The 22,329-nt window shown below is 74.2% G+C and carries 17 protein-coding genes and 3 pseudogenes; 14 read left to right on the forward strand and 6 right to left on the reverse strand.

Going from position 1 to position 22,329, the window contains the following annotated elements:
• The first annotated feature begins 72 nt into the window (after window positions 1-72).
• The 8 genes from BX266_RS25815 to BX266_RS25850 all read left to right on the forward strand — a co-directional run bounded on the left by BX266_RS25815 (window position 73) and on the right by BX266_RS25850 (window position 5,699).
• Window positions 73-1,671 carry an ABC-F family ATP-binding cassette domain-containing protein gene (locus BX266_RS25815; RefSeq protein WP_099903566.1) on the forward strand — a complete coding sequence of 533 codons (1,599 nt, stop codon included), beginning with the start codon at window positions 73-75 and terminating at the stop codon, window positions 1,669-1,671.
• Between the two features lie 328 nt (window positions 1,672-1,999).
• A complete protein-coding gene (locus BX266_RS25820; protein ID WP_180290610.1) occupies window positions 2,000-2,233 on the forward strand; it encodes a helix-turn-helix domain-containing protein in 234 nt (77 codons plus the stop codon).
• 240 nt (window positions 2,234-2,473) lie between these two features.
• Window positions 2,474-3,274, forward strand: a complete 801-nt coding sequence (locus BX266_RS25825; protein WP_099903570.1) for an enoyl-CoA hydratase/isomerase family protein — start codon at window positions 2,474-2,476, stop codon at window positions 3,272-3,274.
• A gap of 101 nt (window positions 3,275-3,375) precedes the next feature.
• Window positions 3,376-3,855 (forward strand): Asp23/Gls24 family envelope stress response protein, encoded by a 480-nt coding sequence (locus BX266_RS25830; RefSeq protein WP_099903572.1) that lies wholly within the window; start codon window positions 3,376-3,378, stop codon window positions 3,853-3,855.
• Window positions 3,856-3,902: 47 nt separating this feature from the next.
• Window positions 3,903-4,094, forward strand: a complete 192-nt coding sequence (locus tag BX266_RS25835; protein WP_099903574.1) for a hypothetical protein — start codon at window positions 3,903-3,905, stop codon at window positions 4,092-4,094.
• Window positions 4,094-4,438 carry a hypothetical protein gene (locus BX266_RS25840; protein WP_099903576.1) on the forward strand — a complete coding sequence of 115 codons (345 nt, stop codon included), beginning with the start codon at window positions 4,094-4,096 and terminating at the stop codon, window positions 4,436-4,438. Before BX266_RS25835 ends, BX266_RS25840 begins: the two co-directional genes overlap by 1 nt.
• Window positions 4,435-5,070 (forward strand): DUF6286 domain-containing protein, encoded by a 636-nt coding sequence (locus BX266_RS25845; RefSeq protein ID WP_143686990.1) that lies wholly within the window; start codon window positions 4,435-4,437, stop codon window positions 5,068-5,070. Before BX266_RS25840 ends, BX266_RS25845 begins: the two co-directional genes overlap by 4 nt.
• Window positions 5,067-5,699: an alkaline shock response membrane anchor protein AmaP gene (locus BX266_RS25850; RefSeq protein ID WP_099903580.1), complete on the forward strand. Its 633-nt coding sequence runs from the start codon at window positions 5,067-5,069 to the stop codon at window positions 5,697-5,699. The genes BX266_RS25845 and BX266_RS25850 overlap by 4 nt, the downstream gene beginning before the upstream one ends.
• 27 nt (window positions 5,700-5,726) lie before the next feature.
• Here BX266_RS25850 and BX266_RS25855 read toward each other — a convergent pair whose 3' ends face one another.
• Both BX266_RS25855 and BX266_RS40110 read right to left on the reverse strand, forming a co-directional pair.
• Window positions 5,727-6,482, reverse strand: a complete 756-nt coding sequence (locus BX266_RS25855) for an SDR family oxidoreductase (RefSeq protein WP_099908317.1) — start codon at window positions 6,480-6,482, stop codon at window positions 5,727-5,729.
• 42 nt (window positions 6,483-6,524) lie between these two features.
• Window positions 6,525-7,415: pseudogene (locus BX266_RS40110) on the reverse strand (right-handed parallel beta-helix repeat-containing protein); the annotation flags it as partial.
• Between BX266_RS40110 and BX266_RS41220 the strand changes: the two are divergent.
• Window positions 7,342-7,524: pseudogene (locus tag BX266_RS41220) on the forward strand (hypothetical protein); the annotation flags it as partial. The pseudogenes BX266_RS40110 and BX266_RS41220 sit on opposite strands and share 74 nt — an antisense overlap.
• Window positions 7,525-7,613: 89 nt before the next feature.
• On the opposite strand, the pseudogene BX266_RS40115 reads toward BX266_RS41220, so the two are convergent.
• Window positions 7,614-8,048, reverse strand: a pseudogene (locus tag BX266_RS40115) (carbohydrate binding domain-containing protein); the annotation flags it as partial.
• A 186-nt stretch (window positions 8,049-8,234) separates the two neighbouring features.
• On the opposite strand from BX266_RS40115, the gene BX266_RS25865 reads away from it, so the two are divergent.
• On the forward strand, window positions 8,235-10,514 hold the full coding sequence (locus BX266_RS25865) for a SpoIIE family protein phosphatase (RefSeq protein ID WP_399170464.1): 2,280 nt from the start codon (window positions 8,235-8,237) through the stop codon (window positions 10,512-10,514).
• Here BX266_RS25865 and BX266_RS25870 read toward each other — a convergent pair.
• Complete coding sequence (locus tag BX266_RS25870) at window positions 10,504-11,307, reverse strand: SURF1 family protein (RefSeq protein WP_259464848.1); 804 nt, start codon at window positions 11,305-11,307, stop codon at window positions 10,504-10,506. The two genes, BX266_RS25865 and BX266_RS25870, sit on opposite strands and share 11 nt — an antisense overlap.
• Before the next feature lie 22 nt (window positions 11,308-11,329).
• Window positions 11,330-12,310, reverse strand: coding sequence for a DEDDh family exonuclease (locus BX266_RS25875; protein ID WP_099903588.1), 981 nt, complete (start codon window positions 12,308-12,310; stop codon window positions 11,330-11,332).
• A 123-nt stretch (window positions 12,311-12,433) separates the two neighbouring features.
• On the opposite strand from BX266_RS25875, the gene BX266_RS25880 reads away from it, so the two are divergent.
• The 4 genes from BX266_RS25880 (at window position 12,434) to moaA (ending at window position 16,751) form a co-directional block, all read left to right on the forward strand.
• On the forward strand, window positions 12,434-13,477 hold the full coding sequence (locus BX266_RS25880) for a zinc-dependent alcohol dehydrogenase family protein (RefSeq protein ID WP_099903590.1): 1,044 nt from the start codon (window positions 12,434-12,436) through the stop codon (window positions 13,475-13,477).
• 200 nt (window positions 13,478-13,677) lie between these two features.
• Complete coding sequence (locus tag BX266_RS25885; RefSeq protein WP_099903592.1) at window positions 13,678-14,055, forward strand: DUF485 domain-containing protein; 378 nt, start codon at window positions 13,678-13,680, stop codon at window positions 14,053-14,055.
• Window positions 14,052-15,662: a cation acetate symporter gene (locus BX266_RS25890; RefSeq protein WP_099903594.1), complete on the forward strand. Its 1,611-nt coding sequence runs from the start codon at window positions 14,052-14,054 to the stop codon at window positions 15,660-15,662. Before BX266_RS25885 ends, BX266_RS25890 begins: the two co-directional genes overlap by 4 nt.
• A 99-nt stretch (window positions 15,663-15,761) precedes the next feature.
• Entirely contained in the window at window positions 15,762-16,751 is a 990-nt protein-coding gene (gene moaA / locus BX266_RS25895) for a GTP 3',8-cyclase MoaA (RefSeq protein WP_099903596.1), read from the forward strand.
• 7 nt (window positions 16,752-16,758) lie between these two features.
• Here the strand turns inward: moaA and BX266_RS25900 are convergent, their stop codons facing one another.
• Window positions 16,759-22,290, reverse strand: a complete 5,532-nt coding sequence (locus tag BX266_RS25900) for a non-ribosomal peptide synthetase/MFS transporter (RefSeq protein WP_099903598.1) — start codon at window positions 22,288-22,290, stop codon at window positions 16,759-16,761.
• Window positions 22,291-22,329 lie beyond the last annotated feature (39 nt).

The following is a 22,329-nucleotide window of genomic DNA, read 5'->3' on the forward strand; positions in this document are numbered from 1 at the left end:
CCGGTTCGCGCGCTCCCGTAGACTGGAGTCCATGGCTGAGTGCCATACCCACGTCTAGGAGTGACCCCAGCCATGATTTCCGCGAACGCCCTGGAGCTCCGTGCCGGCGCCCGCATCCTGATCGAGTCCGCCAGCTTCCGGATCGCCCCCGGCGACCGGATCGGCCTGGTCGGCCGCAACGGCGCGGGCAAGACCACCCTGACGAAGGTGCTGGCGGGCGAGGGCCTCCCGGCCGGCGGCACGGTCACCTCCTCCGGCGAGGTCGGCTACCTGCCGCAGGATCCGCGCACCGGCGACCTGGACGTGCTCGCCCGGGACCGCATCCTCTCCGCCCGCGGCCTCGACACCGTGCTGAAGAAGATGCGCGAGAACGAGGAGCGGATGGCCAACGGCAAGGGCGCCACCCGCGACAACGCGATGAAGAAGTACGCCCGGCTGGAGACCGAGTTCCTCACCAAGGGCGGTTACGCCGCCGAGGCCGAGGCCGCCACCATCGCCGCCGCGCTGGGCCTGCCCGACCGCATCCTCGGCCAGCCGCTGCACACCCTCTCGGGCGGTCAGCGCCGCCGCGTCGAACTGGCCAGGATCCTCTTCTCGGACGCCGACATCCTGCTGCTCGACGAGCCCACCAACCACCTCGACGCGGACTCGATCGTCTGGCTGCGGGACTTCCTGAAGACGTACAAGGGCGGCTTCATCGTCATCTCGCACGACGTCGACCTGGTCGAGACGGTCGTCAACAAGGTGTTCTACCTGGACGCCAACCGCGCGGCCATCGACATCTACAACATGGGCTGGAAGCAGTACCAGCAGCAGCGCGAGGACGACGAGAAGCGCCGCAAGCGCGAGCGCGCCAACGCCGAGAAGAAGGCCGCCACCCTCAACGCGCAGGCCGACAAGATGCGCGCCAAGGCCACCAAGACGGTCGCCGCGCAGAACATGGCCCGCCGCGCCGAGAAGCTGCTCTCCGGCCTGGAGCAGGCGCGGGTCTCGGACAAGGTCGCCAAGCTGCGCTTCCCGGACCCGGCGCCCTGCGGCAAGACCCCGATGACCGCGTCCGGCCTGTCCAAGTCGTACGGTTCGCTGGAGATCTTCACCGACGTCGACCTGGCGATCGACCGCGGCTCCAAGGTCGTGGTGCTGGGCCTCAACGGCGCCGGCAAGACCACCCTGCTGCGGATGCTGGCCGGCGTGGAGAAGCCGGACACCGGCGAGGTGATCCCGGGCCACGGCCTGAAGATCGGCTACTACGCCCAGGAGCACGAGACGCTCGACCCCGAGCGCAGCGTGCTGGAGAACATGCGCTCCTCCGCGCCGGACACCGACCTGGTGCAGATCCGCAAGATCCTCGGCTCCTTCCTGTTCTCCGGCGACGACGTCGACAAGCCGGCCGGGGTGCTCTCCGGCGGTGAGAAGACCCGGCTCGCGCTGGCCACCCTGGTGGTCTCCAGCGCCAACGTGCTGCTGCTCGACGAGCCGACCAACAACCTGGACCCGGCCAGCCGCGAGGAGATCCTCGGCGCGCTGCGCTCCTTCACCGGCGCGGTGGTGCTGGTAACCCACGACGAGGGTGCGGTCGACGCGCTCCAGCCGGAGCGGATCATCCTGCTTCCCGACGGCGTCGAGGACCTGTGGAGCCCCGCTTACCACGACCTGGTGTCGCTGGCCTGAACCGACGGGCCGGAGAGTAGACGCGGAGTAGGGCGCGGGTACCAGAAGAACTCGTACTTCGTCGATCACGGGAACACCGGCACCGGCCCCTCCGTTTCGGATGTCGAGACGTGCGGTTTGCCTCCTGACGGTCCGGGCTGATCAGCGGATTCGCTCGGCGGAGCGAACCGCGGAGGGGCGCGCACACCCTCCGTGAGCGCCCTGGTGCGGAGCGAACACCACCACCCGCGCCCGCTTTCCGGCGACCGACCTTGTCGAATGGGTGGCCAGGAGCCTTGCTATGGGTGATCATGGGAATCTGACCGATCACCTCTACGAGGAGGCACGGGTGGCCGAGACTCTGAAAAAGGGCAGCCGGGTAACAGGTGCCGCGCGTGAGAAGCTCGCGGCCGATCTCAAGAAGAAGTACGACTCCGGCGAGAGCATTCGCGCCCTCGCGGAGGCGACGGGCCGCTCCTACGGCTTCGTCCACCGCATGCTCAGCGAGTCCGGGGTGAACCTCCGGGGTCGTGGCGGCGCCACCCGCGGCAAGGGCAAGGCCGCTGCCGCCAGCGATTCCTGACGATCCATCACCTTCGGCGGGCGGCGTTCGAGCAGCCCGACCGCCCTCGGCGCCTGAGTGCGCTGCTCGTCCTGCACCACGCTCCACACGGATCGGCGGCCGGGTTCTCCCGAGCCGCCGACCGCCGTGTCCGGACCTTTCCGCCGCTGTTCCTGTACGTGGATCAGGGGCTTTGTTACTCTCCAGTAGCCCGTCGGGGTCGGCGGGCGTCCCCGCCCTGCCGCTGGAGGTAGCACCGCCATGACCACCCACATCCCCGACGCCGACCGCACCGCGTGGGAGCAGGCCGGCGTCCGCCTCGACCTGGACGGCGAACTCGCCACCGTCACGCTCTGCGACCCCGGCCGGCGCAACGCCCAGACCCCGGCGATGTGGCGCGCCCTCGCCGCGGTCGGCCGCGCCCTGCCCGGCACCGTCCGGGTCGCCCTGCTGCAGGCCGAGGGCAGCTCCTTCTCGGCCGGCCTCGACCGTGCCATGTTCACTCCGGAGGGCATCCCCGGCGAGACCGGCTTCCTCCAGCTCGCCGCCTCCAGCGACGCCGACCTGGACGCCGCGATCGCCTCCTACCAGGAGGCCTTCACCTGGTGGCGCCGCGCCGACCTGGTCTCGATCGCCGCCGTCCAGGGCCACGCCGTCGGCGCCGGCTTCCAGCTGGCCCTCGCCTGCGACCTGCGGGTGGTCGCCGAGGACGTCCAGTTCGCCATGAAGGAGACCTCCCTCGGCCTGGTCCCCGACCTCACCGGCACCAAGCCCCTCACCGATCTGGTCGGCTACGGCCGCGCGCTGGAGATCTGCGCCACCGGCCGCCGGGTCGGCGCGGAGGAGGCCGTCGCCATCGGCCTCGCGAACCTGGCCGTCCCGGCGGGCGACCTCGGCTCCGCCGCCAAGGACCTCGCCGCGGCCCTGCTGTCCGCCCCCCGCGCCGCGGTGATCGAGACCAAGGCGCTCCTCCAGGGCGCCGGTGGCCGCGACTACGACGCGCAGCGCGCCGCCGAGCGCGAGGCGCAGGCCCGCCGGCTGCGGGACATCGCCGGCCTGTAGGCGCCGCCCGGTTGCTGTCCTGGCGGTGCGTCAGGCGTGGCGGAATGTCAGAGTTGGGGTGATTTGCGATATATCTGGAGTCGGACGTCAGGAGAACCGAGATGGCGCAGCCCCACACCCCAACGCCCGCGGACCTGCAGAAGGGCATGACGGAGAGTCAGTCGAGCGGCGAGCGCGGGCGTACGGCGCTCGCGGTCGGCGTGGTGGAGAAGATCGCCGGCATGGCGGCCCGGGAGGTGCCGGGGATCCACGCGCTGGGCTCCGGGTTCACCCGGACGTTCGGGGCGATGCGGGACCGGGTCCCGGGCTCCAAGTCCAGTGTCGGGCGCGGCATCAAGGCGGAGGTCGGGGAGAAGCAGGCCGCCATCGACATCGCGCTGGTGGTGGAGTACGGGGTGGTCATCCCCAGGCTCGCCACCGACGTCCGGGCGAACATCATCGAGGCGGTGGAGCGGCTGACCGGCCTGGAGGTGGTCGAGGTGAACATCGCCGTCAACGACGTGCACCTGCCCGACGAACCGGACGAGATGGAGGAGGAGGAACCGATGTCCTCCTCCGGCAAGCGCCCCCGCGTGCAGTGAGCCGACCGTCCCGAGTACCCGAGCACGATCACGCGAAGGAGTAGCGGATGAACCTGGCGTTGGTGGGCCTGCTCGCCGGCATGGCCCTCGGCTTCGCCGGCTACTTCGGGGGGTTCGCGGCGTTCCTGCTGGTCGCGGTGCTCGGGGCAGTGGGGTTCGTGGTCGGTCGGCTGATCGAGGGGGACATCGAACTCGGTGACCTCGGCGAGCTGCTGCGCGGCCGGGACCGGCGGCGCTGATGGCGTACCCGGGGGCGGTAGCGGGCCCGCCGGCGCAGCGCGGCGGCGTGCGGATCGCCGACCGCGTGTACCGCCGGATCGCGGCCCGCGCCGCCGCGGACGCCCTCGCCCCCGCCTGGCAGGGCCGCCCCGAGCCCGGCCCGTACCCGCGGGTCTCCGCCCTGCTGTCGCACGGCCGGGTCCGGCTCACCCTGCACCTCGAACTGCCGTTCCCGGCCGACATCGGCGCGCTCGCCCGCACCGCGCGGGAGGCCGCCTGCAGCCGGATCACCGAGCTGACCGGCACGCCCGTCACCGCGGCGGACGTGGTCGTGGACCGCCTGCACCCGGCGGGGGCCCGATGACCGAGCCCGCTCCCGTCCCCGGGCCTGATCCCGCTCCGGTGCCCGGCCCCGTTCCCGAGCGGGACCCGCGCAAGCGGAGTGCCGGACGGTGGCTGCGGTCCGCGCGCGCGGTGCCGGCGGCGCTGGTGGTGGCGGTCGTGCTGGTCGCCGCCGGGACGCTGCTCTACGACGTGATCGCGGTACGGGCCGGCGGACAGGCCCGGCCCTGGCGGCGGAACCTCGCGCACCAGTTGGCGACCCGGCAGCTGGACGATCCGTGGGTCCTGGGCTTCGCGTCCGGCGCCGTCGTCCTCGGGCTGCTGCTGCTCTGGCTGGCCTTCGCCCGCGGCCTGCGCGGCTGGCTCGCGCTCGAACCGCGCGGCAGCGCGATCCACCGCACCGCGGTGGCCGCACTGATCTCCCGGCGAGCCCAGCAGCGGCCCGACGTCCACTCCTGGCAGGTGAGGGTCGGCCCCCGGCGCACCAGGGTCACGCTCACCGGCGCCGCCGACCCGGCCGGCGTCGAACGCGAGCTGCGGGCCGAACTCGCCCGCATCCCGCTGGCCGCGCCGCACCGGCTGGACGTCCGCACCCGGGTCCTGAAGGAACGCCACCACCGCAGAGAACTCGCCCAGTTGGAGCCGCCCCGATGAGCCGACGCGCCGTCAACCGCACCATCCTGGCGGTCGCCGGACTCGTCCTGCTGATCGGCGGAGCGCTGGTCCTGCTCGGCGGCTTCGACGTCTACGGGCACCTGGGGATCACGCCGCCGCACCGGTGGCCGCTCACCTCGCCCGATCAGCCCGTGCTCAGCGAGGCGAGCCGCACCCGGTGGTCCGACCGGACCTGGTGGTGGCCGGTGGCGATCGCCGTGCCCGCGCTGGTCGTCCTCGGCTGCCTGTGGTGGCTGTTCTCCCAGCTGCGCCGCGGCGGCCCCGCCGGCATCGACCTGCCCTCGCCCGCGACGCCCGGGCAGCCGCACTTCGCCCTGCACGTGCGCAGCCGCGCCGTCGAGGACGCGATCGAGTCCGCGACCATCGCCCTGCCCGACGTCGACCGGGTCACCGTCAAGGTCACCGGCGCGGCCCGCCACCCCGAGGTGCAGACCGTCCTGCGCCTCGCCCCCGGCGCGGACACCGGCTCGCTGATCACCGCCTACCGCACCGGCCCCGTCGAGAACGCCCGCCGGTCCCTGGGGCTGGCGGCCCTGCCCGCGCAACTGCGGCTGCGCATCGCCAAACCGCGCCGGTCCCGCACCCGGAAGGCGCCCCGGGTCGAGTGAGCACCACCGGGTGCGGGGCCGGGACGGCTACAGGCCGCGGGTGGCTCCGCCGTCGACGGGGAGCATCAGGCCGGTGAGGTAGGAGGCGGCGGGGGAGAGCAGGAACGCGGCGGTGCGGCCGAACTCCTCGGGGGTGCCGTAGCGGCGGAGCGGGATCGAGGCGGCGGCCGTGTCGCGGGCGGCGGCGGGGTCGGCGGCGAGGGAGTCGAGTTCGCGGACGCGGTCGGTGTCGATGCGGCCGGGGAGCAGGCCGAGCACGCGGATGCCGCGGGGGCCGAGTTCGTCGGCGAGGGTCTTGGCGGCCATCGCGAGACCGGGTCGCAGGCCGTTGGAGATGCCCAGGCCGGGGATCGGCTGGCGAACCGAGGTGGAGAGCACGAAGCCGATCACGCCCCCCTCGGCGAGGTGCTCGGCGGCGGTGCGGGCCAGCCGGAGCGCGCCGAGGAAGACCGAGTCGAAGGCGGTGCGCCAGGCCTCGTCGGTGGCGGTGGAGACCGGGCCGGCGCCGGGCCCGCCGACGCTGATCAGGATGCCGTCGAAGCCGCCGAAGCGGCTCGTCGCGGCGTCGATCAGGCGCTGCGGGGTGGCCGGGTCGGCGTTGTCGGCGGCCACCCCGTGGGCGTTCTCGCCTAGCGCGCTCGCGGCGGCGTCGGCGGCTTCCTGGCTGCGGCCGCTGACCACGACGCGCGCGCCTTCGGCGACCAGCTGCTGGGCGGTGGCGTGCCCGAGTCCGCGGGTCGCCCCGGTGACGACGTACACCTTGTCCTTGAGTCCGAGATCCATGCCGACCATTCTCGCCGGTCGGCACGGATCCCCGACGGAGGGTCAGCCCACCGGGACGCCGGGGTTGGTGAGGGCCGTGCCGCCGGTGACGGTGTTGTCGGCGGTGACGGTGACCGGGCAGGCCGCGGCGTCGTAGTTGGTGACGTCGATGGCGTACTTGGCGGCGTTGGCGCCGTTCGCGCCGGTCAGGTCGGAGCGGTTGCCCCGGAAGACGGTGCCGCAGCCCCAGCCGGCGACCTGGGTGTGGGTCTGGTAGCCGTCGTTCATGGTGCGGACGCCGGTGTTGTTCTCGATGACGTAGCCGTTGCCCTTCACGTCGACCCAGGAGTCATCGTAGTTGACGTTGGTCAGGCCGTTGCCGTCGAACCGGTTGCCGGAGACCAGGCCGCCGGTGGTGCCCTCCTTGAGGTCGATGTTCTCGCCGCCGATGTTCGGGCCGATCACGTTGTTCAGGATCTGCACGTAGTCGCTCCTGTCGGTGAGCGTGTTGGCGGTGCCGACGTACACGCCCTCGCCCTTGCCGTCGTGCGCGGTGCCGGTGTCGTGCACGGTGGAGTTGCGCAGGACGCCGTGGCTGGAGGAGTTGCGGAAGTGCACGCCCTCCATGGTGGTGTGGTGCACCGTCACCCCGTCGAGCACCACGTAGTCGGAGGCGTCGACCATGATGCCCTTCTGCGCGTTGGTGACGGTGATGCCCTGCACGGTCCAGTACGGGGCGTTGGCCAGCGAGAGGCCGTAGCCGCCGCCGGTGGAGGTGGTGAGGACGGCGTTGGCGGAGCCGGTCAGGGTGATCCGGGCGGCGGCGGTGCCGGCCGTGGTGATCTTGAAGTTGCCGGTGTAGGTGCCGTCGGCGAGCTGGATGGTCCGGCCCGGGACGGCGGCGCTCAGGGCGGTCTGCAGCTCCTTGGCGGTGGTGACCGTGACGGTGTTGCCGGAGCTCGGGCTGGAGCTGGGGGAGCCGGACGGCGAGGGCGACGAGGACGGGGAGGGCGACGCCGACGGGGAGGGTGACGCCGACGGGGACGGGGAGGCCGACGGGGACGGCGAGGAGGACGGGGACGGGGAGGCGCCGATCGCGGTGAGCGAGACGTCGTCGGCCTGGTACGGGGTGCCGTACCAGCCACTGAGGGTGACGGTCGCCTGGGTGGTGGTCGGGCCGGTGGTGAAGGTGCGGGTGAGCTGGGTCCAGGCGGCGGCGTTGGTCCAGGTGGAGGTGGACACGCCGGTCCCGGAGGCGGCGAGGGTGACGTAGGAGCCCTTCACCCAGGCGGTCAGCGAGTAGGCGGTGTTCGGCTGGACGGTGACGGTCTGGGCACAGGGGGCGAGGTCGCTCGCGCCGGGGGAGGCGCTCAGCGCGGCGCTGCCGGAGTGCGGGGCGGTGGCCGTGGGGGCGGCGGCGCCGGTGCAGGCCCAGGGCGCGAGGACGGCGGCCTCGAAGCCGCCGTTGGCCAGCAGCTCGGTGGCGGCGCCGGCCTGGGCGGGCAGCAGCGCGAGGGCGGCGGAGCCGAGTCCGAGGGCTCCCGCGACGGCGAGGCCGCGGTGGGTGCGGCGGCTGTGGTGCGTCATGAAGGTTCGCTCCGAAGTGGGGGTAAAGAGCGGATCAGGACAACTGCACGGCCAATCTGGACTAGACCAATACGGGGCGTCAATGGGCGCGCGGGGACCGGGCGTCAATGGCGCGCGGCCCGGAACCGTTCGAAGATGGGGAGACCGGACCACCCACCCGAGGTGCAGCGCATGGAAAGTCGGCGGTTGCCGTACATCGACGGTGTCGCGGCTGCCCTGGTCGACGGCGAGGGCAGCGTCGTGGGCTGGACCACCGCCGCCGAACAGCTGCTCGACCTGGACGCCGCGCAGGTCACCGGCCGTCCCGCGCGCGAACTGCTGGCCGACGGGCAGGCGGACGCCGACGCGCTCGGCAAACGGACCGGGGAGGTGCGGCTGCGCACCGGCCGCGGCGCCCCGATCGAGGTCTCGTACCAGGTGCTGCCGCTGGCCGGGGAGAGCGGCGAGGTGCGCGCCCTGGTGCTGGCCACTCCGGCGGAGACCGTCGCCCGGCGGCGCCAGGACGAGGCGTTCACCCGGGAGCTGTTCCTGCAGGACCGGCTGGGTCTGGCGGTCTTCGACTCCGACCTGCGCCTGCTGCGCACCAACACCCACCTGCTGCCCTACACCGGCCTGCCGGACGACCTGGCCGGGCACCGGCTGCGCGACTTCCTGCAGCCGGGCGACGCGGAGGCCGCCGAGGCGATCCTGCGGCACGTGATCGCCACCGGGGAGCCGGTGGTCCGGGCCGAGCTGCCGATCCGCACCCTGGACGACCCCGACCCCGGCGTGGTGATGGAGATCCAGGCGTTCCGGCTGCAGGCCCCCGACGGCGCGGTGATCGGGGTGACCGCGCTGTTCGGCGACATCACCGAACTGCACCGCTACCGGCGGCGCGCCGACGTGCTGCACCGGGCCACCGCCGCCGTCGGCGGCTCGCTGTCGGTGGCCGGCACCGCCGAGGACCTGGCCGGCGTGCTGGTGCCCGGGCTCGGCGACCGCGCCGAGGTGGACATCGCCGAGGCCGTCTTCACGGGCGACGAACCGCTCCCCGGCGCCGACGGCACCTTCGCGGTCCGCCGCACCGCCACCGCCGGACCGCCCGGGCCGGACGGGCGCCCGCTCGGCCCGCTCGGCCGGGAGGAACTCGGCCGCCCCGCCGCGGCCACCGCCGACCCGCCGTCGATGAGCGCGCCGCTGCACGCCCGCGGCGGCCCGCTCGGCCGGGTCACCGTCCGCCGCGGACCGGGTCAGGGCCCGTACGAGCAGGACGACCTGGAGCTGCTGCGGGAGATCGCCGCGCGGGCCGCGCTCGCCCTCGACAACGCCCGCCGCTACACCCGGGAGCACCGCGCCGCCGTCGGCCTGCAGCGCTCGCTGCTGCCGCCCGCCGAGACCGCGGTGCCCGCCGCCACCACCGCCAGCGTCTACCGGCCGACCGACACCGCGACCGGCGTCGGCGGCGACTGGTTCGACGTGATCCCGCTGTCCGGCGCCCGGGTCGCGCTGGTGGCCGGCGACGTGGTCGGGCACGGACTGCAGGCCAGCGCCACCATGGGGCGGCTGCGCACCGCGGTGCGGACCCTCGCCGACCTGGACCTGGAGGCGGACGAGCTGCTGGTGCACCTGGACGACCTGGTCTCCCAGCTGGTGGTCGAGGGCAGCGAGGAAGAACGCGAACGCGGCGTCGCCGACCCGTCCGGGGCGACCTGCGTGTACGCCGTCTACGACCCGGTGTCGGGGGTCTGCCAGGCCGCCAGCGCCGGACACCCGCCGCCCGCGCTGGTGCACCCCGACGGCCGGGTCGAGTACCTGCCGGTCAACCCGGGGCCGCCGCTCGGCGTCGGCGGGCTGCCGTTCGAGACCGTCGACTGCGCGCTGCGCGCCGGGAGCGTCCTGGCGCTGTACACCGACGGGCTGATCGAGGGCACCAGCCGCGACCTGGACGAGGGCATGGCGCAGCTCGCCGCCCGGCTCGGCGAGGCCGACCTGCGCGGCGACCTGGCCGCGGCCGGGCGGGCCATCGTCGCGGAGATGTCCACGGCCGGGCAGAGCGACGACGTGACGCTGCTGCTGGCCCGGTTGCACCCCGTGCCGCCGGAGGACACCGCGGCGTGGACCATCGACGCCGATCCGGCGGCGGTCGCCGGGGTGCGCGAGGCCGCCAGCCGGACGCTGGAGCACTGGGGACTGGGCGAGCTGGTGTTCACCACCGAGCTGGTGCTGAGCGAGCTGGTCACCAACGCCATCCGGTACGCGGGCGGCCCGGTGCTGGTGCGGCTGATCCGCTCCTCGGTGCTGACCTGCGAGGTGTCCGACCCGAGTGCCACCCAGCCGCGGATGCGCCGGGCCAGGCTCACCGACGAGGGCGGCCGCGGCCTGTACCTGGTCGCCCAGCTCACCGAACGCTGGGGCAGCCGCTACACCCGCACCGGCAAGACCATCTGGGCCGAGCAGCCGCTCGATCCGCCGCCGCTCAGCTGGTAGCGCCCACCAGCTCGTCCGCGGCGGCCGGGGCCTGCCCGTCCTGCCTGGCCTCGCGGCGGGCCATCACCACCAGGCCGACGGGGACCAGCGAGGCGAACAGCCACCACTGGACGGCGTACGCCATGTGCGGGCCGATGTCGGAGTGGCCGGGCTCGGCGAGCGGCTGCGGGGCGGCGCCTGCAGCGGGCTGGGAGGAGGACAGCTCCAGGTAGCCGCCGAGCACCGTGGCGTCGGCGAACTTCGCCTGCTCGGCGCTGTTGATCACCTTGTACATCCGCTCGGGCAGGCCGCCGCGGTTCTTCACGCCCAGCGAGGCGTACGTCTCGTCGGCGCGCAGCCGGCCGGTGACGGTGACCTCGCCGGCGGGCGGGGCGGGGACGGCGGGGAGGCTGGCGGCGTCCGCGCCGGACTCCACCCAGCCGCGGTTGACCAGCACCGAGCCCTTGCCGTCGGCGAGCACCAGCGGGGTGATCACGAAGTAGCCGATCGAGCTGCCGCCGGGCTCGGTGCGGCCGCGGACGACCACCTCGTGCCCGGTGTCGTAGTGGCCCTGCGCGGTGACGGTGCGCCACACCTGGCCGGTCGGGACGGACCAGCCGGGGGCGGAGAGCGAGTCGAAGGCGACCGGGGGGCTGCCCAGGTTCCGCGCCACCAGCTCGTTGCGGGCGACCCGTGCCTCGTGCCGGTGGTACTGCCAGAAACCCAACCGGACCATGGTCGGGATCAGCAGCAGCGCCACCAGGGCGATCACCGCCCAGCGCGCGGACAGCAGGAATCGGTACACACCCGGCACGCTAACCCTCCTTACCGCCGCGTCACGCACCGGGGTGCGGCGCGACCTCCCGCAGCAGCTGCAGGAACGCGTCCTCGCCGACCACCGGGGTGCCGTACTCGCGGGCCTTGCGGGCCTTGCCGCTCCACGAGGTCGGCTCGTTGGTGACCAGCAGGCTGGTGAGCCGGCTCACCGAGCTCGCGATGTGCAGGCCGGCCTCGGTGGCCCGGTCCTCCAGCAGCTCGCGGTCGGTGGCGGTGTCGCCGGTGATGGCCACCCGCATGCCCTGCACCAGCGGGGAGCCGTCCGCCCACCGGCCCGGGTTGGGGTACGGGCAGGCGGGGCGCTTGCGGCCGGGACGGTAGGAGCCGCCCCAGGAGCCGCGGGTCGGGCTCGCGGCGGCGCCCTCGCCCAGGTCGGTGACGGCCACACAGGTGGTCAGCGGCAGCGGGACCCCGCCGTTGCGGGCCAGGTGCAGCGAGGGCCGGAACACCTCGGCGAGCACCCGGGCGTCGTCCAGGGCGTGGTGGGCCTGACGCTGGGTCACCCCGAAGTAGGCGGCCAGCGAGGCGAGCTTGCCGTTCGGCAGCGGCAACCGCAGGTCGCGGGCCAGCACCATGGTGCACAGCCGCTGCTCGACCGGGGCGGCCAGGCCGGCCCGGGAGAACTCACGGGAGATCATGTTCCAGTCGAACAGCGCGTTGTGGGCCACCATCACCCGGTCGCGCAGCCGCTCGGCGAGCTCGGCGGCGATCTCCGGGAAGGTCGGGGCGCCCTCCAGGGCCTCGCTGGTCAGGCCGTGGATCCAGACCGGGCCCGGGTCCCGTTCGGGGTTGACCAGGGTGTACCAGTGGTCGGTGACCTCGCCGTCCGGGTCGAGCTGGTAGACGCCCGCGGAGATCACCCGGTCCGAACGGCCGAGACCGGTGGTCTCCACGTCGACCACGGCGAAACCGCGCCCGGTGCCCTCGCCGGGGCCGGTGCGCTGTGCCGGGAACGGCGAGTGGGGGAAAGGCGCGTGCATAGCGCAACACTCTACGGGGAGCGGAGCACGGCTCCGGCCGGAATGCCCAGGCCGGGGCCGACCTTAGAGTGGAACGCGGGTGCGAACACCTGCGCCCGATCCCCGCTGCGAAGGACACCCCTCATGCGCGCCACCGTGATCCACGGCCCCCAGGACATCCGGATCGAGGAGGTGCCCGACCCGCGGATCGAGCGCCCCACCGACGCCGTGGTGCGGGTGCTGAACGCCTGCATCTGCGGCAGCGACCTGTGGGCGTACCGGGGCGTGGCCAAGCGCAAGCCCGGGCAGCGGATCGGCCACGAGTTCCTCGGCTTCGTCGAGGAGGTCGGCCCGGAGGTGCGCGATCTCACAGCGGGCGACCTGGTGGTGGCCCCGTTCGTCTGGTCGGACGGCGTGTGCGAGTTCTGCCGGGAGGGGCTGCAGACCTCCTGCCCGCACGGCGGGTTCTGGGGCTCGCCCGGTTCGGACGGCGGGCAGGGCGAGGCGGTCCGGGTGCCGTTCGCGGACGGCACGCTGGTGAAGCTGCCGAAGGAGGCCGCGGGCGACGAGAAGCTGCTGCCCGGCCTGCTGGCGCTCTCCGACGTGATGGCGACCGGTCACCACGCGGCGGTCTCGGCGGGCGTGCGGCCCGGCGCGACGGTCGCCGTGGTCGGCGACGGCGCGGTCGGCCTGTGCGGCGTGCTGGCCGCGCACCGGCTGGGCGCGGGCCGGATCATCGCGCTCGGCCGGCACGAGGGCCGCACCGCGATCGCCCGCGAGTTCGGCGCGACCGACGTGGTCGCCGAGCGCGGCGAGGCGGCGATCGAGGCGGTGCGCGAGCTGACCGGCGGCACCGGCGCGCACGCGGTGCTGGAGGCGGTCGGCACCGAGGAGTCGATGCGCACCGCGATCTCCATCACCCGGGACGGCGGTTCGGTGGGTTACGTGGGCGTGCCGCACGGCGGCAGCGCGGGCGTGGACATCGGCCAGATGTTCGACCGGAACGTGCAGCTGCGCGGCGGGGTGGCCCCGGCCCGGGCGTACATCCCCGAGCTGCTGCCGGACGTGCTGTCCGGCGCGATCGACCCGGGCCGGGTGTTCGACCGGACGGTGGGCCTGGACGGGGTGCCGGACGGCTACCGGGCGATGGACGAGCGGACGGCGCTGAAGGTCCGGATCGCCTTCTGAGCGCACCTAATTGAATGATCATCACGCTGGGGCGGCCGGGAAAACGGTCGCCCCAGTGGCGTGTTCCGGTCAGTTTTCGGCCAGAATGCGTGGGGAACCTTCTCGATGCACCGTCCTCGATCTAGCATGCAGCGCACTCAATGTGACGTCCCTCACGTCCATCTGATCGTCCGTCGCACCGAAGACGTCAGGAGACCCGCGTGGCAGCCCCGCCCGATTCAGTCCCCGAATCGTTCCAACGTATCGAGGAGTCCCCCGAGTTCCACCAACTGCGCAGCTCCTTCCGGAACTTCGCATTCCCGGTCACGGCCGGATTCGTCCTCTGGTACCTGCTGTACGTCCTGCTCAGCTGCTACGCCCCCGGCTTCATGAGCACCAAGGTCGTCGGCAACATCAACGTCGCGCTGGTGCTCGGCATCCTGCAGTTCGTCAGCACCTTCGCCATCGCCGCCTGGTACGCCCGGTTCGCCGGCCGGCAGCTCGACCCGCGCGCCGCCGCCATCCGCGGCCGCGCCGAGGCCGCGGTGCCCGGGCAGCACGCCGACCGCCCCGCCGTGGCCGAGGAGGCCGCCGAATGACACAGCTGGCCACCTCCGCGAGCGATCACCGCACCCTGATCATGTCCCTGTTCGGGGTGTTCGTGCTCGCCACCCTCGGCATCACGCTGTGGGCCGGACGCAACAACCGCGGCGCCACCGACTTCTACGCCGGCGGCCGCAGCTTCACCGGCTTCCAGAACGGCCTGGCGATCTCCGGCGACTACATGTCGGCCGCGTCCTTCCTCGGCATCACCGGCGCGATCGCGCTCTCCGGCTACGACGGCTTCCTGTACTCCATCGGCTTCCTGGTCGCCTGGCTGGTCGCGCTGCTGCTGGTCGCCGAACCGCTGCGCAACTCCGGCCGCTACACCATGGCCGACGTGCTGGCCTTCCGGATGCGCCAGCGCCCGGTGCGCACCGCCGCCGGCATCTCCACCATCGTGGTGTCGATCTTCTACCTGCTGGCCCAGATGGTCGGCGCGGGCTCGCTGGTCTCGCTGCTGCTCGGTGCGCAGAGCGACGCCGCGAAACGCTGGACCATCGTCGTGGTCGGCGCGCTGATGGTGCTGTACGTCGCCATCGGCGGCATGAAGGGCACCACCTGGGTGCAGATCATCAAGGCCGTGCTGCTGATCTGCGGCGCCGGACTGATGACCGTCCTGGTGCTGGCCAAGTTCCACTTCAACCTGTCCGAGCTGCTCGGCGCGGCCGCCAAGGCCAGCGGCAGCGGCGACAAGTTCCTGCAACCCGGCCTGAAGTACGGCGTCTCCGGCACCACCAAGCTGAACTTCCTCAGCCTCGGCATCGCCCTGGTGCTCGGCACCGCCGCGCTGCCGCACATCCTGGTGCGCTTCTACACCGTGCCCACCGCGCGCACCGCCCGGAAGTCCGTGCTCTGGTCGATCGGCATCATCGGCGTCTTCTACCTGATGACCCTCGCCCTGGGCTTCGGCGCCGCCGCCCTGGTCGGCCGCAAGACGCTGGCCGCCGACAAGTCCGGCAACACCGCCGCCCCGCTGCTCGCCGAGCACCTCGGCGGCGGCGCCGGGACCACCGGCGGCGCGGTGCTGCTGGCGGTGATCTCCGCGGTCGCCTTCGCCACCATCCTGGCCGTGGTGGCCGGCCTCACCCTGGCCTCCTCGTCCTCCTTCGCGCACGACCTGTGGGCCAACGTGATCCGCCGCGGCAAGGCCACCGAGAAGGAGGAGGTGGCCAGCGCCAAGCTCGCCGCCGTCGCGATCGGCGCGGTGGCCATCGCCCTGTCGATCTTCGCGGACAAGCTGAACGCCGCCGCGCTGGTCGCGCTGGCCTTCGCGGTCGCCGCCTCCGCCAACCTGCCCACCCTGCTGTACTCGCTGTTCTGGAAGCGGTTCAACACCACCGGCGCGGTCGCCTCCACCTACGCGGGCCTGGTCACCGCCGTCACCCTGGTGATCTTCTCCCCGGTGGTCTCCGGCAACGCCAAGACCTCGCTCTTCCCGCACAGCGACTTCTCCTGGTTCCCGCTGGAGAACCCCGGCCTGGTCTCCATCCCGGTCGGCTTCCTGGCCGGCGTGATCGGCACCTACCTGGCCAGGGAGAAGGCCGACCCGGCGAAGTACGCTGAACTGGAGGTCCGTTCGCTCACCGGGCTGGGCGCGCACTGAGCACTCGGCTCCCCGGCACTGTCCGGGGGCCCCGCTAAGCTGGCCCGGCCGCAGCACAGCGGCCGGGCCAGCAGGCTTTTCCAGGGAAGGCGGGCCGGGATGCTCCTCGACACCTACGGTCGGCAGGCGGTCGACCTGCGGGTCTCGCTCACCGACCGGTGCAACCTGCGCTGCACCTACTGCATGCCGGAAGAGGGCCTGAACTGGCTCGGCAAGCCGGAGCTGCTGACCGACGAGGAGATCGTCCGGCTGGTCGGGCTCGCGGTCGGCTCGCTCGACGTGCGGGAGGTCCGGTTCACCGGCGGGGAGCCGCTGCTGCGGCCCGGCCTGGTCGGGATCATCGCCGCCTGCGCCGCGCTGGAGCCCCGCCCGGAGATCTCGCTCACCACCAACGGCATCGGCCTGGCCCGGATCGCGCCCGCCCTGCGCGACGCCGGCGTCGACCGGGTCAACGTCTCGCTGGACACCCTGGACCCGGACACCTTCGCGCAGTTGACGCGCCGCCGGCGCCACCACGACGTGCTGGACGGCCTGGCCGCGGCCGAGGCCGCCGGGCTGCGGCCGGTCAAGCTGAACGCCGTGCTGATGCGCGGCGTCAACGACCACGAGGCGGCCGACCTGCTCGGCTGGGCGGTCGAGCACGGCTACCAGCTGCGGTTCATCGAACAGATGCCGCTGGACGCCCAGCACGGCTGGGACCGCACGCGGATGGTCACCGCCGAGGAGATCCTCGACCTCCTGCGGGCCCGCTTCGCCCTCACCGCCGAGCCCTCGGCGGCCCGCGGCGCCGCCCCCGCCGAACGCTGGCTGGTCGACGGCGGCCCCGCCACCGTCGGCGTGATCGCCTCCGTCACCCGCCCGTTCTGCCGGGCCTGCGACCGCACCCGGCTGACCGCCGACGGCCAGGTCCGCAACTGCCTGTTCGCCACCGGCGAGACCGACCTGCGCGGCGCGCTGCGCTCCGGCGCGAGCGACGCCGAACTCGCCGAGCTGTGGCGGGCCGCGATGTGGGGCAAGAAGGCCGGGGCGGGCATCGACCGGCCGGAGTTCCACCAGCCCGAGCGGCCGATGTCGGCGATCGGGGGCTGACCCCCCGTCACTCTCCCCCGACCGCACGCTCCCGCAGCGCCTCCAGGCCGACCAGGTCGTCGGGGCGCGCGTCCGGCACCCGGCGGTCGAACTCCGCGAACACCGGGAGGCGGCGCACCACCAGGCAGCCGCCGATCAGGACCAGCGCGAACAGCACGTACGTCAGCCCCAGGCCCCGGCCCGCGCCGGTGCCCACCACCCGGCCCACCGTCGAGGCGAGCGCGCCGCCGGGCTCCAGGGTCGGCTGCAGCAGGGCCGCCGCGCCCGGGCCGAGCAGCACGAAGCCGATCGGCATGGTGCACCAGGCGAACACCGCGTTCACCGCGAACGCCCGGCCGTGGAACCGGGCCGGGACCTTCACCTGGACGATCGTCGCGTACACCGTGTTCATCACCGTCAGCCCCAGGAACATCCCGAACACGCCGACGCCGACCAGGGCGGTGGACGGCCGCAGGCCGGTCACCAGACAGCCCGCCGTCATCAGCAGGAACGCGCCCAGCACCGCCCGCATCCGGTGCTCCGCCGGGCCGCCCCACACCGCCATCAGCGCACCGCCCAGCGCGATGCCGGCCCCGCCCGCCAGCGAGACCCGGGCCACGTCGCCGAGCGAGCCGAAGCCCAGCACGAGCGGCTGGAAGAAGATGAACAGCGGCCCGACCAGCAGGTTCGTGCCCGCGAAGAAGAACAGCATGGCGCGGAACCCCGGGGTGCCGAGCGCCAGCCGGAACCCGGCCCGCAGCTCCGCGCCGACACTCTCCCGGCGGCGCCACCCCAGGGTGCGCGGGAAGCGCAGCGCGGCCGTGACCGCGATCGCCACCGCGTAGCTGGCCACGTCGGCGATCAGGATGCCGCGCAGGCCCACCGTGGCCAGCGCCGCGGTCGCCAGCAGCGGCACCGCGAACTGCACCACGCCCGCACCCGCCTGCACCAGGCCGTTGGCGTGGCCCAGGTACCGCTTCGGGACCAGCTGCGGGACGGCCGAGGAGTAGGCGATCCGCTGGAAGGTCAGGGCGACGGACAGCACCGTCATCAGGCCGTACACCGCCGGGCGGGGCAGCTCGCCGGACACCAGCAGGGCCAGCATCGCCGCCTGGGTCGCCCCGGCGGCGGTGTCGGCGGTGAGCATGACGGCCCGTCGGCTGTACCGGTCCGCGACGGTGCCCGCGAGCGGCGCGGCCAGCAGGCCGGGGAGGAGCGCCAGCGAGGAGAGCAGGGCGAGTTGGAGCAGCGAGTCGCTGCTCAGGTAGAGCCACAGCGGCAGCGCGAACTCGGTGGTGGCGGTGCCCGCCATGGACACCAGCTGGCCCGCCGCGACCGCCAGGAAGCGCGGCATGCCGGGCGCGGGCGCCCGGCGGCGGCCGACGGCGGAGGCCGGGGCGGCGGGGGAGCGGGAGACGTCGGCGAGCCGCCAGGTCCGCTCCGGAGCGGGGCGGACCTCGGCGGGCGGGGCCTCGGCGGGCGGGGCTTCGGCGGCGAGCGCGGGGTGAACGGTCGTCAGGATCTCGGCGACCTCCGCGGCCCGGTACTTCAGGAAGTAGTGGCCGGCCTCGGCGAGCACCACCAGGGCGGTGGTCCCGGTGACGAAGTGCCACTCGCGGAAGCGCTCCTGGTGGTAGTCGGTGATGTCGTCGCGTTCGCCGACCACCGAGACCACGGGCGCCCTGAGCGGGGTGACCCCGCGGGTCAGCAGGTCGGTGAAGTACTCCTCGGCCTGCTCGCTGTCGGCGCGCATGGCCCGCACCAGGCGGCGGGCGGTGGCGGGGTCGACCTCTTCCAGGCCGGCGCCGAGCGAGGTCAGCCAGTTGCGGTAGCGGCGGTCGCCGGTCAGGCGTTCCATCCGGGTCAGCAGGCGCACCACGGGGCCGCGCGGCCGGGCGAACGGGAAGATCGCACCGGTGTACACCGCCTCGACGGCCCGGCCGTCGGCCTCCAGGGCGAGCGCCAGGGCGACGGCCAGCGCCCCGCCGACCCCGCAGTGGCCGTACACCGCGACCGGGCCGCGGACGTGCTCGCGGATCTCGGCGACTGCCGCGGCGACCAGCTCGGGGAAGTCCGCCCGGCCCTCGGCGCGGCCCATCTCCTCGCCGGTGCCGGCCAGCGCCAGCAGCGCGTGCCCGGGCGGCAGCGCGTCGGCGAGCGGCTGGTACACGGCCGCGCTGCCGCCGCCGTACGGGACGCAGACCAGGGTCAGCACGGGGTCGGCCTGCTGACGGGCCGTCAGCTCGTGCAGGACCCGGGCCGGGGCGCGCTCGGCGGCCGGGGTGGCGGCCAGCGCGGCCAGCGCGCGGACGGTGGGGTTCTTGAACAGGTCCATCAGCGACAGGCCGGCGGCGTCCGGGAGCGCGGCGCGCAGCCGGGCGACCACCTTGATGCCGAGCAGCGAGTGGCCGCCGAGGTCGAAGAAGTCCTCGTCCCGGCCGGGCAGCGGGACGCCCAGCACCTCGGCCCAGATGCCGGCGACCGCCCGTTCCGTCTCGGTGGCCGGCTCGGTGCGGTCGGCGCCGGCGGCGGCCGGGGCGGGCGAGGGCAGTGCGGCCCGGTCGAGCTTGCCGGTGGCGCCGACCGGGAGGGCGTCCAGGGCGACGTACGCGGAGGGCAGCATCGAGTCGGGCAGGGTGCGGCGCAGGCCCTCGCGCAGGGCGGCGGGCGCGGTGTCGGCGCCGCTGCCGTCCGGCACCGTCCAGGCGACCAGGCGGCGGATGCCCGGGCGGTCCTCGCGGACCGCGACGGCGGCCTCCCGGACGCCGGGCAGGGCACGCAGCGCGGCCTCGATCTCGCCGGGTTCGATCCGCAGGCCGTGCAGCTTGATCTGCTGGTCGGTGCGGCCCAGGTACTCGACCGTGCCGTCCGGCCGGTGCCGGGCCAGGTCGCCGCTGGCGTACATCCGGGCGCCGGGCGGGCCCCACGGATCGTCCCGGAAGCGTTCGGCGGTCAGCTCGGGCCGCCCCAGGTAGCCGAGCGCCACGCCCGGACCGGCGATGTGCAGCTCGCCGGGCAGCCCGGTGGGCACCGGGCGGCCGTGCCGGTCCAGCACGTACACCCGCATGTTCTGGATCGGCCGGCCGATCGGGGTGCGGCGCACGCCCGCCAGGTTCTCCCGGGTGCAGGTCCAGGCGGTGCAGTCCACGGACGCCTCGGTCGGGCCGTACAGGTTGTGCAGCGCGCAGCCGGGCAGTCGGGAGAGCGCCTGCCGGGCCAGGTCGGCAGGCAGCTCCTCGCCGCTGCACACCAGGGTGCGCAGGTCGGTGCACTGCTCCACGCCGTCCTCGGCGAGGAACACGGCGAGCATCGAGGGCACGAAGTGCACGGTGGTGACGGCGTGTCGGCGGATCGCGTCGCGCAGGTACCCGCCGTCGCGGTGGCCGCCCGGGCGGGCCATCACCAGCCGGGCCCCCTCGCGCAGCGGCCAGAACAGCTCCCACACGGACACGTCGAACGCGGCCGGGGTCTTCTGCAGCACCGCGTCGGCGGGGCCGAGCGGGTAGCTGCGCTGCATCCAGTCCAGCCGGTTGTCGATGCCCCGGTGGCTGCAGAGCACGCCCTTGGGCCGGCCGGTCGAGCCGGAGGTGAAGATGAGGTAGGCGGGGTCGTCCGGCCCGGCGGGGCGCAGCGGGTGCCGGTCGGCCTCGGCGGGCGGCCGCCACAGCTCCGGGTCGTCCAGGCCGAACGTCCGCAGGCCGTACGGCAGTTCGGACGGCAGGCGGTCGCGCAGCGCGTCCTGGACCAGCAGCGCCCGGGGCTCGGCCTCGGCGAGCAGGCCGGCCAGCCGCTCCGCCGGGTGGTCCGGGTCCAGCGGCAGGTAGGCGCCGCCGGCCTTCAGCACGCCCAGCAGGGCGGCCACCAGCTCGGCCGACCGCTCGGCGCAGACCGCGACGACGCTGCCGGGGCCGACCCCGACGGCGGCCAGCCGGTCGGCCAGCCCGGCCGCCATGGAGTCGAGCTGGCGGTAGGTCAGGGACTCGCCGGTGGCGTCCACGGTCAGGCACACGGCGTCGGGGGTGCGGGCCGCCCGTTCCTCGAACCGGCCGTGCAGGGTGCCCGGGGCCAGCTCCAGCGCGGTGTCGTTCCACTCCTCCAGCGCGACCCGCTGTTCCTGTGGGTCCGTCAGGTCGAGCTGGGAGATCGGGAGTTCGGGGTGCTCGACGATCTGCCGCAGCAGCCGCTGGAACAGGTCGGCGAGCCGGGCGACGGTGCCGGCCTCGAACAGGTCGGAGCTGTAGGTGAAGTAGCCGTGCAGGCCGTCCTCGGTGTGCCGGAGGTACAGCTCCAGGTCGAACCGGGTGGCGGCGGTGGTGAACGGGTGGTGCCCGACGGTCGGGCCGTCGTCGGCGGCGTCCTGCTCCGCGCGGGCGTAGTTGAGCAGCGTGAACGAGGTCTGGAACACCGGCGTCCGGCTCGGGTCGCGCGGCAGCGCCAGCTCCTCCACCAGCTGCTCGAACGGCATTTCCTGGTGGGCCAGGTCGGCGACGAACCGGTCCCGGACCCCGGCCAGCAGCCCGGTGAACCCCGGATCGCCGGACAGGTCCGCGCGCAGCGCCAGCACGTTGGCGAACAGGCCGACCAGCGGCTCCAGTTCGGGTAGCGTCCGGCCCGCCACGGTGGAGCCGACCGCGAAGTCCGACTGCCCGCACCAGCGGCCCAGCAGCGCCTGGTAGGCGGCCAGCAGCGTCATGTAGGGCGTCGCACCGTGCGCCGCGCCCAGGGCCAGCACGGCACGGCTCGACCCGGCGTCCAGGGCGAGGCCGTGGCCCGCCCCGCGCAGGGTCGGGACGGCGGGGCGCGGGCGGTCGGCGGGCAGGTCCAGCGGCGGGACGCCGGCGAGGCGGGCCCGCCAGTGCTCCAGATCCGCCCGGCGCACCCCGTCGCGGTAGCGCTCCCGCTGCCAGGCCGCGAAGTCGCCGTAGCGGAGCGGGAGTTCCGGCTCCTCCCGGTCGCTCGCCAGGCCGGCCAGCAGTTCGCGCAGCAGCAGCTCGGCGGACCAGCCGTCCGAGACGATGTGGTGCTGCACCACGACCAGGACGTGGTCCTGCTCCGCGGCCCGCAGCAGCGCCGCCCGCACCACGGGCCCGGCCGCCAGGTCGAACGGCCGGGCGGTCTCCTCCCGCACCCAGCGGTCGAGTTGCTCCTCCCGGTCGGCCGGCGCGAGGGCCGGGTCGGCGGTGCGGACCGCCAGCCGGACACCGCCGGGCGGATCCACCACCACCGTCGGGGTGCCGTCCGCCGCGGCCGGGAACCGCATCCGCAGGCTCTCGTGCCGGGCCACCAGCCGGGCCAGCGACGCGTCCAGCCGGGCCGGGTCGAGCGGGCCGCGCAGCCGCACCACCAGCGGCACCGTGTAGGCGGTGCTGTCCGGGACGAACTGGTCCATGAACCACAGGCGTTCCTGCGCGAACGACAGCGGCGGTTCGGCGCCCTCCGGACGGCGCGGGACGGTCGCCGCGGGAGCGGCGGTGCGGGCCCGGTGCAGGCGCCTGGCGAGCAGCTCCGCGCGGGTCTCGGCGGACAGCCGGGCGCGGGGGTCGGCGGGGGTGGTGGTCATGCGGCCGGGCCGCCTTCCTGGGTCGGTGCGGGTACCTCG

It is taken from the genome of Streptomyces sp. TLI_171 (assembly GCF_003610255.1).
Taxonomy (GTDB): Bacteria; Actinomycetota; Actinomycetes; order Streptomycetales; family Streptomycetaceae; genus Kitasatospora.

Bases quoted from the DNA above. Each gene is read 5' to 3' on its own strand.
- BX266_RS25825 (WP_099903570.1), top strand. From the start codon at position 2,474: ATGACCACCCACATCCCCGACGCCGACCGCACCGCGTGGGAGCAGGCC.
- BX266_RS25845 (WP_143686990.1), top strand. From the start codon at position 4,435: ATGACCGAGCCCGCTCCCGTCCCCGGGCCTGATCCCGCTCCGGTGCCC.
- BX266_RS25900 (WP_099903598.1), bottom strand. From the start codon at position 22,290: ATGACCACCACCCCCGCCGACCCCCGCGCCCGGCTGTCCGCCGAGACC.
- BX266_RS25830 (WP_099903572.1), top strand. From the start codon at position 3,376: ATGGCGCAGCCCCACACCCCAACGCCCGCGGACCTGCAGAAGGGCATG.
- moaA (WP_099903596.1), top strand. From the start codon at position 15,762: ATGCTCCTCGACACCTACGGTCGGCAGGCGGTCGACCTGCGGGTCTCG.
- BX266_RS25815 (WP_099903566.1), top strand. From the start codon at position 73: ATGATTTCCGCGAACGCCCTGGAGCTCCGTGCCGGCGCCCGCATCCTG.
- BX266_RS25890 (WP_099903594.1), top strand. From the start codon at position 14,052: ATGACACAGCTGGCCACCTCCGCGAGCGATCACCGCACCCTGATCATG.
- BX266_RS25850 (WP_099903580.1), top strand. From the start codon at position 5,067: ATGAGCCGACGCGCCGTCAACCGCACCATCCTGGCGGTCGCCGGACTC.
- BX266_RS25835 (WP_099903574.1), top strand. From the start codon at position 3,903: ATGAACCTGGCGTTGGTGGGCCTGCTCGCCGGCATGGCCCTCGGCTTC.
- BX266_RS25855 (WP_099908317.1), bottom strand. From the start codon at position 6,482: ATGGATCTCGGACTCAAGGACAAGGTGTACGTCGTCACCGGGGCGACC.
- BX266_RS25840 (WP_099903576.1), top strand. From the start codon at position 4,094: ATGGCGTACCCGGGGGCGGTAGCGGGCCCGCCGGCGCAGCGCGGCGGC.
- BX266_RS25875 (WP_099903588.1), bottom strand. From the start codon at position 12,310: ATGCACGCGCCTTTCCCCCACTCGCCGTTCCCGGCACAGCGCACCGGC.
- BX266_RS25880 (WP_099903590.1), top strand. From the start codon at position 12,434: ATGCGCGCCACCGTGATCCACGGCCCCCAGGACATCCGGATCGAGGAG.